General features: G+C 65.3%; 13 protein-coding genes. 8 read left to right on the top strand and 5 right to left on the bottom strand.

Features of this window, described 5'->3' with window-relative positions:
* Positions 1–840, top strand: coding sequence for a biotin--[acetyl-CoA-carboxylase] ligase (locus ACTXG5_RS00175; protein WP_445161786.1), 840 nt, complete (start codon positions 1–3; stop codon positions 838–840).
* Between the two features lie 9 nt (positions 841–849).
* Positions 850–1,368: a PH domain-containing protein gene (locus tag ACTXG5_RS00170; protein WP_445161785.1), complete on the top strand. Its 519-nt coding sequence runs from the start codon at positions 850–852 to the stop codon at positions 1,366–1,368.
* On the opposite strand, the gene ACTXG5_RS00165 is transcribed toward ACTXG5_RS00170, so the two are convergent.
* Complete coding sequence (locus ACTXG5_RS00165) at positions 1,323–1,982, bottom strand: GtrA family protein (protein WP_445161784.1); 660 nt, start codon at positions 1,980–1,982, stop codon at positions 1,323–1,325. The genes ACTXG5_RS00170 and ACTXG5_RS00165 overlap by 46 nt on opposite strands.
* A gap of 110 nt (positions 1,983–2,092) precedes the next feature.
* Here ACTXG5_RS00165 and ACTXG5_RS00160 point away from each other — a divergent pair, with 110 nt between their 5' ends.
* The 6 genes from ACTXG5_RS00160 to ACTXG5_RS00135 all read left to right on the top strand — a co-directional run bounded on the left by ACTXG5_RS00160 (position 2,093) and on the right by ACTXG5_RS00135 (position 8,399).
* The gene (locus ACTXG5_RS00160; RefSeq protein WP_445161783.1) at positions 2,093–3,307 is read left to right on the top strand and encodes a 5-(carboxyamino)imidazole ribonucleotide synthase; all 1,215 of its coding nucleotides are present in this window, start codon (positions 2,093–2,095) and stop codon (positions 3,305–3,307) included.
* On the top strand, positions 3,300–3,815 hold the full coding sequence (purE, locus tag ACTXG5_RS00155) for a 5-(carboxyamino)imidazole ribonucleotide mutase (RefSeq protein ID WP_445161782.1): 516 nt from the start codon (positions 3,300–3,302) through the stop codon (positions 3,813–3,815). Before ACTXG5_RS00160 ends, purE begins: the two co-directional genes overlap by 8 nt.
* Before the next feature lie 23 nt (positions 3,816–3,838).
* Entirely contained in the window at positions 3,839–5,008 is a 1,170-nt protein-coding gene (locus tag ACTXG5_RS00150) for an acyl-CoA dehydrogenase (RefSeq protein WP_445161781.1), read from the top strand.
* Positions 5,009–5,122: 114 nt separating this feature from the next.
* Positions 5,123–6,370 carry a PP2C family protein-serine/threonine phosphatase gene (locus ACTXG5_RS00145; RefSeq protein ID WP_445161780.1) on the top strand — a complete coding sequence of 416 codons (1,248 nt, stop codon included), beginning with the start codon at positions 5,123–5,125 and terminating at the stop codon, positions 6,368–6,370.
* Positions 6,367–7,953, top strand: a complete 1,587-nt coding sequence (locus tag ACTXG5_RS00140) for a sensor histidine kinase (protein ID WP_445161779.1) — start codon at positions 6,367–6,369, stop codon at positions 7,951–7,953. The genes ACTXG5_RS00145 and ACTXG5_RS00140 overlap by 4 nt, the downstream gene beginning before the upstream one ends.
* Positions 7,950–8,399 (top strand): response regulator, encoded by a 450-nt coding sequence (locus ACTXG5_RS00135; RefSeq protein WP_445161778.1) that lies wholly within the window; start codon positions 7,950–7,952, stop codon positions 8,397–8,399. The genes ACTXG5_RS00140 and ACTXG5_RS00135 overlap by 4 nt, the downstream gene beginning before the upstream one ends.
* Here ACTXG5_RS00135 and ACTXG5_RS00130 read toward each other — a convergent pair.
* From ACTXG5_RS00130 to ACTXG5_RS00115, 4 genes are all read right to left on the bottom strand, one after another.
* Positions 8,396–9,247: a PstA family ABC transporter permease gene (locus tag ACTXG5_RS00130; protein WP_445161777.1), complete on the bottom strand. Its 852-nt coding sequence runs from the start codon at positions 9,245–9,247 to the stop codon at positions 8,396–8,398. The genes ACTXG5_RS00135 and ACTXG5_RS00130 overlap by 4 nt on opposite strands.
* Before the next feature lies 1 nt (position 9,248).
* Positions 9,249–10,244 (bottom strand): phosphate ABC transporter permease subunit PstC, encoded by a 996-nt coding sequence (gene pstC / locus ACTXG5_RS00125; RefSeq protein WP_445164622.1) that lies wholly within the window; start codon positions 10,242–10,244, stop codon positions 9,249–9,251.
* Between the two features lie 66 nt (positions 10,245–10,310).
* Positions 10,311–11,426, bottom strand: a complete 1,116-nt coding sequence (pstS, locus tag ACTXG5_RS00120) for a phosphate ABC transporter substrate-binding protein PstS (RefSeq protein ID WP_445161776.1) — start codon at positions 11,424–11,426, stop codon at positions 10,311–10,313.
* Positions 11,427–11,432: 6 nt separating this feature from the next.
* A complete protein-coding gene (locus tag ACTXG5_RS00115; protein WP_445164621.1) occupies positions 11,433–12,266 on the bottom strand; it encodes an ATP-binding cassette domain-containing protein in 834 nt (277 codons plus the stop codon).
* Between the last annotated feature and the right edge of the window lie 179 nt (positions 12,267–12,445).

Raw genomic sequence — 12,445 nt, 5'->3', positions numbered from 1 at the left:
GTGATGGACCGGGAATCACTGAGGCTGCCCCTGGATGCGGCCGCACTGCGCAGCGAGCTCGTCGGCACCGGATTGGGTTGGCGGCAACTCGATGTCGTCGAGCAGACCGGTTCCACCAACGCCGATCTGCTGGCACGCGCGGCGGCGGGCACCGACATCACCGGAGCGGTGCTGATCGCCGAGCATCAGACCGCCGGCCGTGGGCGACACGGCCGCGGCTGGTCGGCTTCTCCGCGTGCGCAGATCACCATGTCGGTCGCGGTGAGCGTGGTCGACGTCCCGGTCACCGGATGGGGCTGGCTGCCGCTGGCCACCGGTGTGGCGGTGGTCGACGCCGTGACGCCGCTGCTGCAGGGGACCGGGATGGAACTGGGCCTCAAGTGGCCCAACGATGTGCTCGCGGGCCCGCCGGATTCCAAAGGCAAGTTGGCGGGAATCCTGGCCGAGGTCGCGCGCCCGGTTGTGGTAATTGGATTGGGGCTCAACGTAACTCAGGCGCCTGAGGAGGTCGACGGGCCCGGGGCGACCTCGTTGCTCGACCTGGGCGTGGCCGCGCCCGATCGCGACCAGCTGGTCCGCGGGGTGTTGCGCGAGCTCGGCGGGCGGATCGTCGCGTGGCAGGCCGCGCGCGGGGCCGATTGGCAGTTGGCGGCCGACTACCGTGCGCGCAGTCTGACTATCGGCACGCGGGTGCGCGCTGAGCTCCCCGGCGGCAAGGTAATCGTCGGGACCGCCAGCGCTGTCGACGATCACGGGAGACTGTGCCTGGAGACAAAAGGGCCAGCCGGGAACGAGACCGTCGTCGTTTCCGCCGGTGACGTCGTCCATTTGCGGGGCTAATGTCACGACATGAGCTATCCCGATAACGCCCTGGCCGCCGGCGAACAGGTAGTCATACATCGCCACCCGCACTGGAAGCGATTGATCTGGCCCGTCGTGACTTTCATCCTGGTGACCGGGCTGGCGGCGTTCGGGTCCGGGTACGTCAACTCGACGCATTGGGAGCAGGTCACCAAGAACATCACCCACGGCGTCGTCTGGGGGATCTGGTTGGTGATCGTCGGCTGGCTGACGCTGTGGCCGTGCTTGACTTGGCTCACCACACATTTCGTCGTCACTAATCGCCGCGTGATGTATCGGCACGGAGTGCTGACCCGCAGCGGAATCGACATCCCGCTGGCACGGATTAATAGCGTCGAATTCCGGGACAAGATTTGGGAGCGGATGTTTCGCACCGGGACGCTGATTATCGAGTCGGCGTCACAAGATCCGTTGGAGTTCTACAACATTCCGCGGCTGCGCGAGGTGCACGCGCTGCTGTATCACGAAGTTTTCGACACCCTCGGTTCCGAGGAGTCACCGAGCTGACCCGATCGGCTCGTCCGGTTGCGCCAGGCGCGCAGCAGGGTGACGTTGCCGTCCTCGATCTCGTCCTCGAAGACCTCGGCGATCCCGCCCGCGGTAAGCGCGGATTCCAGTGCCTTGTCGGGGTTGCGGGCGAACTGGTCGGGGAATACCCAGCGCCGGAACGCCCAGAAGCGAAATGCCATCTGCAGCAGGTTGCCGATGATGTAGGCCGAAATGAAGTCGGCGATGTTTTCCGCGGTCAGCGACACCATCGGCTCCCGCAGCTGCAGGATGTAGCTGGAAACCCACAGTGGCGCCATGCTCAGCAGCACCCCCACGCCGCTGAACGCGAAGAACAGCAGCGCCTCGTGATGGCGTTCGCGGCCGCCGCGGTTGCGGAAGCTCCACTCCCGGTTGAGCACGTAGGACGCGATGACCGCGACGATGCCGGCGATCACCTTGGCCGTGACCGGCTTGGTCTCCAGAATCGACAGCTTGAGGGTGTAGAAAATTACCGAGTCGACAATGAATGTGGTGCCCCCGACGATGGCAAATTTGATGAATTCATGATGGCGCTGCGCATAGGGCTGAAACACCTGAGGCAGGCGCGCGATTGTGGCATCGGCAAAGGACACAACACGTGAGTGTACGGTCGGACGCAAAAATGGCGCAAAATGATACCTAACGATTTCGCATCGCAGCCGGTCAACACGCCTTTCCGCGCGAGTTTGTATGCCGTGACACCATGATGGCCGTGCCGAATACACGCACCCCGCTGGTCGCCATGGTTGGCGGCGGTCAACTCGCCCGGATGACACACCAGGCCGCGATCGCACTGGGCCAGCGCCTTCGAGTGCTGGCCGAGTCCGCCGATGAGCCTGCCGCGCAGGTCACCCCCGATGTGGTGATCGGGTCGCACACCGACCTGGAAGACCTGCGCCGGGTTGCCGCCGGCGCCGATGCGCTGACATTCGATCATGAGCACGTCCCGACCGAGTTGCTGGAGAAGCTGGTCGCCGAGGGCGTCAACGTCGCACCGCCACCGCACGCTTTGGTGCACGCGCAGGACAAGCTCGTGATGCGGCGCCGGCTGGAGGCCCTCGGCGCCGCCGTGCCGCGCTATCTCGGCCTGGATTCGCTCGACCGCCTCGACGAGGTGGACGCGTTCGCGGGCCAATTCGACGCCCCCCTCGTCGTCAAGACGGCCCGTGGGGGTTACGACGGCCGCGGCGTGCAGCTCGCGCGCGACCTGGCGGATGCGCGGGAGATCACCCGCGCCTACCTCGCTGACGGCGTGCCGGTGGTGCTCGAGGAGAAGGTGCAACTGCGCCGCGAGTTGGCGGCGCTGGTGGCCCGCTCCCCGTTCGGTCAGGGTGCGGCCTGGCCGGTGGTGGAGACGGTGCAGGCCGACGGGATCTGCGTGCTGGTGATCGCGCCCGCGCCCGAGCTGACCGCTAACGTGGCCGCCGCCGCCCAGCAGCTGGCGCTGCGACTGGCCGCCGAACTCGGTGTGGTCGGTGTGCTCGCCGTCGAGCTGTTCGAGACCACCGACGGCGCACTGCTCGTCAACGAGCTCGCGATGCGGCCGCACAACTCCGGGCACTGGACCATGGACGGGGCGCGCACCAGCCAGTTCGAACAGCATTTGCGGGCGGTGCTGGACTACCCGCTCGGCGACACCGATGCCATCGCGCCGGTGACGGTGATGGCCAACGTGCTGGGCGCCGCGCGACAGCCGGAGATGACCGTCGACGAGCGGTTGCACCACTTGTACGCGCGGATGCCCGAAGCCCGGGTTCACCTCTACGGCAAGGCCGAGCGCCCGGGCCGCAAGGTCGGGCATATCAATTTCGTGGGCGACGACGTCGCGGACTTGCCGAAGCTGCGTGAGCGCGCCGAGCTGGCGGCACACTGGATGTCACATGGGCAGTGGACGGACGGATGGGATCCGCATGACTAGTAGACCCCGAGTCGGGGTGATCATGGGCAGCGACAGCGACTGGTCGGTGATGCAGGACGCCGCCACGGCGCTGGCCGAGTTCGACATCCCGGCCGAGGTCCGGGTGATCTCGGCGCATCGCACCCCGGGCGTGATGTTCGACTACGCCCGGAGCGCGGCCGACCGCGGCATCGAGGTGATCATCGCGGGCGCCGGGGGCGCCGCTCACCTGCCGGGCATGGTCGCCTCCGCAACACCGCTGCCGGTGATCGGGGTGCCGGTGCCGCTGGCCCGGCTGGACGGCCTGGACTCGCTGCTGTCGATCGTGCAGATGCCTGCCGGTGTGCCGGTGGCCACGGTCTCCATCGGCGGCGCCCGCAACGCCGGGTTGTTGGCGGTGCGGATTCTCGGATCCTCCGACCCGGCGCTACGGGCCCGGATCGTCGCGTTCCAGGACCAGCTGGCCGAAAGCGTGCGGGCCAAGGATGCGGCCCTGCAGGAGCTGCAGGGTAAAGTTACCGGCGAGTAGCAAGAGGGCTAGGAGATCTCAAGATGGCTGGATGGGCCGGAACCCCCGACTTCGATCTGTTCCAACTTCCCGAGGAACACCAGGAGTTGCGGGCGGCGATTCGGGCGCTGGCGGAGAAGGAAATCGCTCCGCACGCCGCCGATGTGGACGAGAATTCCCGCTTCCCGCAGGAGGCGCTGGACGCGCTGAACGCCTCGGGTTTCAATGCGGTGCACGTGCCCGACGAGTACGGCGGCCAGGGCGCCGACTCGGTCGCGGCCTGCATTGTCATCGAGGAGGTCGCCCGGGTCGACACTTCGGCTTCGCTGATTCCGGCGGTGAACAAGCTGGGCACCATGGGCCTGATCCTGCGTGGCTCCGACGAACTGAAGAAGCAGGTTCTGCCCTCGATCGCCGATGGCACCGCGATGGCGTCCTATGCATTGAGCGAGCGCGAGGCCGGCAGTGACGCGGCAGCGATGCGCACCCGCGCCAAGGCCGACGGGGACGACTGGATCCTCAACGGCGCCAAGGCCTGGATCACCAACGGCGGCAAGTCGACTTGGTACACCGTGATGGCCGTGACCGATCCCGACAAGGGCGCCAACGGCATCTCGTCGTTCATCGTGCACAAGGACGACGAGGGATTCACCGTCGGCCCGAAAGAACGCAAGCTCGGCATCAAGGGCTCACCGACCACCGAGCTGTACTTCGAGAACTGCCGCATCCCGGGCGACCGGATCATCGGCGAGCCCGGTACCGGCTTCAAGACGGCGCTGGCCACCCTGGACCACACCCGTCCCACCATCGGCGCGCAGGCCGTGGGCATCGCCCAGGGCGCGGTCGACGCTGCCATCGCGTACACCAAGGACCGCAAGCAGTTCGGCGAGTCGATCAGTAGCTTCCAGGGTGTGCAGTTCATGTTGGCCGATATGGCGATGAAAACCGAGGCCGCGCGGCTGATGGTCTACAGCGCGGCCGCCCGGGCCGAACGCGGTGAGTCGAATCTGGGCTTCATCTCGGCGGCGTCGAAATGTTTCGCCTCCGATGTCGCGATGGAGGTCACCACCGACGCCGTGCAGCTGTTCGGCGGGGCCGGCTACACCATCGATTTCCCGGTCGAACGGATGATGCGCGACGCCAAGATCACCCAGATCTACGAGGGCACCAATCAGATTCAGCGCGTGGTGATGTCGCGGGCGTTGCTGCGCTGAATGTTTTTCGGGACCCGATGGCCAGAAACTCAGGCCGCCTAATAAGATCGAGCGCTACAACCAGCTCGCGCATCGTTGGCCGTTCGAAAAGGTAGCGGCCATGCGTAGTACAAAATGGGCGAGGGCACAACTGCGGTGAGGGGTGCGAGCGTGCGTAGCCCAATCACCCCGGTGCCTGTGGGTAACCCAGTCACCCCGGCCGCCAACTCTCAAACATTATCGTTGCTATTGGTCGAAGACGACCGGGGCGACGCCGTGATCGTCGAAGACCTGATTGCCGACGCGAGCGACGACATCCGGGTGGTTTGGGCACAGTCGATGGCACACGCCGAGCGGGAGCTGGCGTTAGCGCGGCCCGACTGCGTACTGCTGGATTTGCACCTGCCGGACGCCAACGGCATGGACGCGTTGGACCGCATTTCGAAACGCGACGCGACGGTTCCGATCGTGGTGCTGACCGGTTTGAACGACGAGTACTTCGGGGCTTCCGCGGTCGCGGCCGGGGCGCAGGATTATCTGGTCAAGGGACGCGTCGAACCCGAAATGCTGCGCCGCGCCCTGCTTTACGCGATCGAGCGCAAGCGGGTCGAGATCATCGCCGCCGATCTGCACGCGAGTCAGCTTCGGGCCCGCGAGAACGCGCTGCTGGAACGCGGCCTGCTGCCCTCCCCGTTGTTGCTGGACAACCCCGGTATCGAGATAGTCGCCCGGTACCGGCCGAGTCGCGAGGACGCGCTGCTGTGCGGCGACTTCTACGACGTCGTGCAGACGGCGGACCGGGTCGTCCATGTCCTGATCGGCGACGTCGCCGGGCACGGGCCCGACGAGGCGGCGTTAGGCGCGGCGTTGCGGATCGCTTGGCGGGCGCTGACATTCGCCGGCGTGCTCGGTGCCGAATTGATGCGCCAGCTCGAGCGGATACTGCACGCCGAACGGACCGGCACCGGTATCTTCGCGACGGTGCTCAGTCTTGAGATTTCGCCCGACAGTCCGCGCGTCACCGCGATCCGGGCCGGTCATCCGGGGATGCTGCGACAAGCCGGCGGCACGGTGGAATGGATCGAGCCGGCGGCCGGCCCGGCGCTGGGCCTGAACGGCGACGACTGGCCGCAGCAGGAGCTGGAATTGCCGGTGGGGCAGGGACTGCTGCTGCTTACCGACGGCCTCTTCGAGGGATATTGCGGAACAGGCAACGAACGTCTCGGGGAGGACGGTCTGCTTGCACTGGCCCGTTCGCACTCGGGATTGCCGGGTCCGGCGTTCGTGGACGCGCTGATTGACGGCGCCGGGGAACTCGCGCAGCCGCGCGGCGGGCTCACCGACGATATCGCCGTTCTGCGGGTGGAACGGACGGCGACATGAGCACCGCATCTCACCCGCGAGCTCCACTCACGGTCCGGGGCTGGCTGTTCCTCGTGTTGCTCAGCATGGGTGTGCTGGTGCTCGCCAGCGCGGTGGCCGGCGCGCTGCTGCTGAACCGCACCGACGCGGTGTCGCGCGACCTCAGCGACCAAATTCAGCCGGCGCGGGTCGCCGCCTTCCAGCTGCAAGCGGCGTTGCGCGACCAGGAGACCGGGGTGCGTGGTTACGCGATCGCCGCCGATCGGCAGTTCCTCACGCCGTACTACGACGGACAGCACGCCGAACACGCAGCGGCCGAGGACATCCGGCGGTTGGTCGGTCAGCGCGTGGACCTGATCAACGATCTGGACGCGATCGAGAGGGCCGCCGCCAACTGGCGGGCCAGCTCTGCTGAGCCATTGATCGCGACCGTGGCTCCCAACGCCCCCGACATCGTGAACAGTAGGGTCGCCGACCGCGGTAAAGCCGAATTCGACCGTTTGCGTGAGCTTTTCGATACCCAAAATGTGGATCTCGCCGCGGCGTCGGCGCATGGTACTGACGAATTGAAAGACATGACCGCCTGGCGGGACCGGGTGCTGGGCGCGGTCGTGTTGGTGTTCTTCGGCCTGGCCATCACGTTGGGGCTGCTGACCCGGGCCGCCATCACCATTCCGCTCGCGGCGCTGGCCGCGTCCTGCCGGCGGATCACCGAAGGCAGCTTCACCGAATCGATCTCGCCCCCGCGGCGGCCGAAAGACATTCGGGACATGGCGATCGACGTCGAGAACATGCGGCAGCGCATCGTTTCGGCGCTCGACAATTCGCGGGCGGCCGAGGCGCGATTGGACGAACAGGCAGTCGAATTAAAGCGTTCCAACGCCGAACTCGAGCAGTTCGCCTATGTTGCCTCACACGATCTGCAGGAGCCGCTGCGCAAGGTTGCCTCGTTCTGCCAGTTGCTCGAGAAGCGCTACGGCGACCAGCTCGACGAGCACGGTATCGAATACATTGGGTTCGCCGTCGACGGCGCCAAGCGCATGCAGGTGCTGATCAACGATCTGTTGACCTTCTCCCGGGTCGGCCGGGCGGGGATCAAGCACACCGAGCTCGACCTGGATACGACCCTGGATGCCGCCCTGGCCAACCTGGCCGCCGCGATCGAGGATTCGAATGCCGTGATCGTACGTCCGAAGCAGCCGCTGCCGCGGGTCATCGGGGATCCCACGCTGCTGACGATGTTGTGGCAGAACCTGATTGCCAATGCGATGAAGTTCCGCCACGTCGATCGCGCACCCCGGATCGTCATCGACGTCGAACCACACCCCAATGATCGCGAATGCTTGCTGACCGTATCGGACAACGGCATCGGCATCGCCGAAGAGTTCACCGACAAGGTCTTCGTCATCTTCCAGCGTCTGCACGGTCGCGACGTGTACCCCGGAACCGGTGTCGGACTGGCACTCGTGAAAAAAATCGTCGAGTATCACGGCGGCGCCGTTCGGATCGACACGACTTACACCGAGGGAACCCGGTTCGAGTTGACCCTCCCCGTACCCGTGAACGTAGAACGCTCAACCACCTTGCAAGGAGCCCAGCAATGACGCCAGCCGGTAGAGCAATCGAGATCCTGCTCGTCGAGGACGATGCAGGAGACGAACTCATCACACGGGAAGCATTGAAGCACAACAAGTTCAAAAATAAGCTGCACGTCGCACACGACGGGGAAGAAGGGCTGAACTTCCTCTATCGGCGCGGCGAGTTCAAGGACGTGCCGCGGCCCGACCTCATCCTGCTGGATTTGAACCTGCCGAAATACGATGGGCGCCAGCTGCTGGAAAAGGTGAAGTCCGACGCCGACCTCGCCCGCATCCCGGTCGTGGTGCTCACCACCTCCTCGGCTGAGGAAGACATCCTGCGCAGCTACAAGTTGCACGCCAATGCCTATGTCACCAAGCCGGTCGACCTCGACCAATTCATCAGCGCGGTGAGGCAGATCGACGAATTCTTCCTCCAGGTCGTGCGTCTTCCGGGCGTGCCGGAAATCTAGGACTCCGAATGCCGTTGGGCGAATAGCGTGACCAGCCGCCCGACGCCGATCAACAGCAACAGGAACACGATCAGCAAGAAGGCCGCATCGTAGGACAGGTCCTGGGCCGTTTTGGACGGCAGGTTGTAGAACGTCCAGATCGGATAGGTCAGGTAACCGACCGGCGAGTGGGTAAGTTGTCCAGTCGGTAGCGATGCCGACCAGCCCGCCGTGTAAAGCATCGGCGCCGTCTCGCTGATCGCGAGCGCCAGGGCCACCAGCGTGCCGGTGACGATCCCGGGAATTGCGGGCTTCAGCACGATCTTGCGCAGGGTCCAATTGATCGGAAGACCAAGTGCCTGTGCGCCTTCCCGGTATGACGTCGGCACCTGACCGAGAGCCGACTCGGTGGCCTTGGTGATGTAGGGAATGCTCATCACCGAGAGCACCAACACCCCGGCCGCCAGGGAAAACCCCCAGTCGAAGTTCACCACCAGCGCGAGATAGCCGACGTAGCCGAGCACGATGGCGGGGATCCCGGAAAGCACCTCATAGGCACCCCGCAGAATGGATCGTCTTCTGCCCGTGGCGAATTCGGAGAGGTAGATTCCCGCTAACACACTCACGGTGCCGCCCACCAGCATGACTCCGAGGCCGAGGACGACGGTCCCGACGATCGCGTTGCGCAGGCCGCCGCCATTGCCCTGGGTGTCCTGCACCAGCACGCTGAAGTGGAAAACCGGCAAGGCTCGGCTGACGACGCCGATCAGCATCCACAATGTGGGGACGATCACCGCGGAAAGGCAACCGAAGCAGCACGCCCAGAACACGACGTTGGCGGTCTTGCGTCGAACCGCGACCGATCCCATCTCACACCCCTCGCCCGACGGGGAGCGCGGTACCCGAGGCGCGGCGCACCAGAGCGCGGGCGGCCATATTGGTCAGCAAGGTGATCAGCATCAGCACCAGGCTTACTTCCGCCAAAGTCTTCACCGCGAAGTTGGTGGAGTCGGTTAGCGCCGAATCGAGTTGTGACACAACGGTCGCGGCGATGGTGGTCATCGTCGAGTAGATATTGGTCGGCATCGCGCCCAATTCCGCCCCCGACACCATGGCGACGGCCATCGTCTCGCCCAGCGCGCGTCCGAGTCCCAGCACCACGGCGCCGACGATGCCGCTGAACACCCACGGCAGGGTGATCTTGCGCGCGCACTCCCAGTCGGACATCCCCAGCGCGGTCGCACCCTCGCGGGGCAACACCGGTACTTGCTGGATCAGGTCGCGGCAGGTGCTGGCGATGATGGGGACGATCATCACCGCCAGCACCAGGCCGGACACCAACATGCCCTCTCCGTTGCCGGTGTTACCGCGAAAATAGTTCAGCACCGGTACATCCGGGGCGTTTCGGGCGATCACCGGAGCGACTCGATGGGCGATAAACGGTCCGAATGTCATTGCGCCCCAGAGGCCGACGACGACGCTGGGAATGCCGGCGAGCAATTCGAGCACCATGCCGACGGCAGAAGCGAGGCGCTTCGGCAACCGTTGTGCGATCGCGAACGCCGCGCCGAGGGACACCGGCACCGCGAAGATCAGGGCGATCGCCGAGCTCGCCAGGGTGCCGACGATCAACGGCAACGCCCCGTAATCGACGCCGACTGGATGTGCGACGCCGTGGGTGACAACGGTGTCACCGTAGGTGTTGCCCGAGTTCCATGCGGTGCCGGTGAAAAAGTGCAGCCCATTGACCCGGATCGCGCCCATCGCCTCGATAACCAGCGTCGCCAGCACGAACAGCAGCGCGAGCAGCGGGATTACCGCGGCCGCCGCACCGGCCCACCGGATCACCAGGCCCTCACGGCGCACGCCGCGGCTCGGCGCGCGCTCGGGGTTAGAGAGCCCGGACGGCAAAAGAAGCGTCACCGAAGCTACTTAGCCGGAGATCTTGGCGATCTGGGCATCGGATAGCTTCGCCACCGAAGCCGGCAGCGGCTGGAAATGGAACTGGTCCAGGTAGGTCGGGCTGTTGCCGTCGGTCACCGCCCAGTGCAGGAAGGCCTGCATTGTCTGCGCGACGGCGGGATCCTTCTGGTTGCTATAGACGACCGCGTACTCATAATTGACGATCGGGTACCCGTCCGGCGCGGGACCGTTGATCAGCGAAACCACCTGGTTCGCCGGGGTCTGCACGGCGAAGCCGGCGGCCTCGGCCGCGACGCTTTGGGCGTTGGGCAGCAGGTAACTGCCTGAAGCATTGGCTAATTCGGCCTCGCCTAGCCCCTTCTGGTTGGCTTGGTCGAGGTAGCTGGTGCCGATATAGGCCACGCAGCCGGGTGTTTGAGCGCAGCCGGTCACCATGCCGCCCGCGCCGTTCTCGCCCAGGGCACCGGGCACCGCGGGGAAGGCGATGGTGGTGTTGAAGCCGGGCGACTTACCCCAGCCATCGGGGTCTTGCTTCGACAGATACTGGGTGAACACGAAGGTGTCGCCGGACCCGTCGGAGCGGTGTAGCGGAACCACCGGCGTGGCAGGCAAATTCACTCCGGGGTTCAGCGCGGCGATCTGCGGGTCGTTCCAGGTTTTGATCGTGCCCTGATACATCGCCGCCAGCACCTTGCCATTCAGCTTGAGGTGCTCGGTGACCCCGGGCAGGTTGTAGTTCACCTGCTCGGCGGAAACCGCCAGCGCGACGTTCATCAGCCCTTGGTGCGCGGACAGGTCGCCGGGGGACAGGTAGGCGCCGGAGGCGCCGATGTTGACCGCCCCGGCGGCGGCTTGGGAGATCCCGGCACCGGATCCGGTGCTGCCGGTGGTGATCGAGACGTTGGGATATTTCGCGTTGTAGGCCGGAGCCCACAGATTCATCAATGGGTACAGCTCGGTGGCGCCGGTCTCCGACAATGCCACCTTCGATGTCGCCGGCGACGCCGAAGGGTTACCTGTCGTGGATCCGGTACTCGCCGAACCGCCCGTCGAGCTCGAACCGCAGGCCGTTGCGGCCAGCAGCACCGGCACAGCGACCAATAGGGTACGCAATCGAATCTTCATGGGACTTCACCTTTCTCGTCCCCCGTCTGCGCCCCCACGCGGTTGTGTTGCTGTGAAGCCCGAGATGTACCGGACTGTTTGTGCATGCTTCGGCGACAAGAACAACTGCGCGGTGGGCCCCTCCTCGACGAGCCTGCCGTCGAAGAACAACGCGGTGCGATCGCCTATCCGCGCTGCCTGGGCGAGATCGTGCGTCACCACGATCACGGTGAGCCGGTTGGTCAGCGATCGAATCAGGTCTTCGATCTTCTCGGTCGTGGTGGGGTCGAGCGAGGAGGTGGGTTCGTCGAGCAGCAGCACTTCGGGGTTCACCGCGAGCGCGCGGGCCAGACACAACAACTGCTGCTGACCACCGGAGAGCCGAAACGGCGAATCGCGCAGCCGATCCTTGACCGCGTCCCACAGGCCCACTTCGGCCAGCCGAGCCTCGGCGACGACCTTGAAGTCCTTGCGCGGCACCATCTTATGAGCGCGGACGCCGGCTATCACGTTGTCGATAATCGACATCGGGAAAGGGTTGGGACGCTGGAACAGCATGCCGACCCGGCGTCGAAAATCCATCAGGTCTTGGGTTTTGAAAATGCTCCGGCCGCCCAGTAACACGTCGCCGCTGTGCCGGTAGCCAGAGACTCGGTCATTCATGCGATTCAGGGTGCGCAGAAAGGTCGTCTTGCCGGAGCCGGTCGGTCCGAGCAAGGACGTGACAGCGTGCGCGGGAAAGTCCAGGCTCACCTCGTCGAGCACTGCCTTGGCGCCGAAGCTGAGGGTGAGGTTCACCGCGCGCATCGCGAAAGTCGGTACCTGCAAGCCGGTCTCGCCGCTGAGCCGTTCGGGACTAATCAACACCCCATCAAGCTACGTCGCTCGACGGCATTGATGACTATGCGCGGCGATCCTCTGCATATCTTCAAAGCCCGCGCTCATCGTGCGCCCAGGTTCGAAGACGGGCGCAGGATTCTGGATTTCTTCAGAGGCGCCGCTCAGCCTGCTCCCATCTTTCGGGGTTTCGATATGCACAG

The organism is Mycobacterium sp. Dal123C01 (assembly GCF_052566995.1).
This window is presented reverse-complemented; position numbering and strand designations above follow the sequence as displayed.

Coding starts and splice junctions, on each gene's coding strand:
- ACTXG5_RS00130 (WP_445161777.1), bottom strand. CDS start 9,247: ATGGGATCGGTCGCGGTTCGACGCAAGACCGCCAACGTCGTGTTCTGG.
- ACTXG5_RS00160 (WP_445161783.1), top strand. CDS start 2,093: ATGATGGCCGTGCCGAATACACGCACCCCGCTGGTCGCCATGGTTGGC.
- ACTXG5_RS00170 (WP_445161785.1), top strand. CDS start 850: ATGAGCTATCCCGATAACGCCCTGGCCGCCGGCGAACAGGTAGTCATA.
- purE (WP_445161782.1), top strand. CDS start 3,300: ATGACTAGTAGACCCCGAGTCGGGGTGATCATGGGCAGCGACAGCGAC.
- ACTXG5_RS00150 (WP_445161781.1), top strand. CDS start 3,839: ATGGCTGGATGGGCCGGAACCCCCGACTTCGATCTGTTCCAACTTCCC.
- ACTXG5_RS00140 (WP_445161779.1), top strand. CDS start 6,367: ATGAGCACCGCATCTCACCCGCGAGCTCCACTCACGGTCCGGGGCTGG.
- pstS (WP_445161776.1), bottom strand. CDS start 11,426: ATGAAGATTCGATTGCGTACCCTATTGGTCGCTGTGCCGGTGCTGCTG.
- ACTXG5_RS00135 (WP_445161778.1), top strand. CDS start 7,950: ATGACGCCAGCCGGTAGAGCAATCGAGATCCTGCTCGTCGAGGACGAT.
- ACTXG5_RS00145 (WP_445161780.1), top strand. CDS start 5,123: ATGGGCGAGGGCACAACTGCGGTGAGGGGTGCGAGCGTGCGTAGCCCA.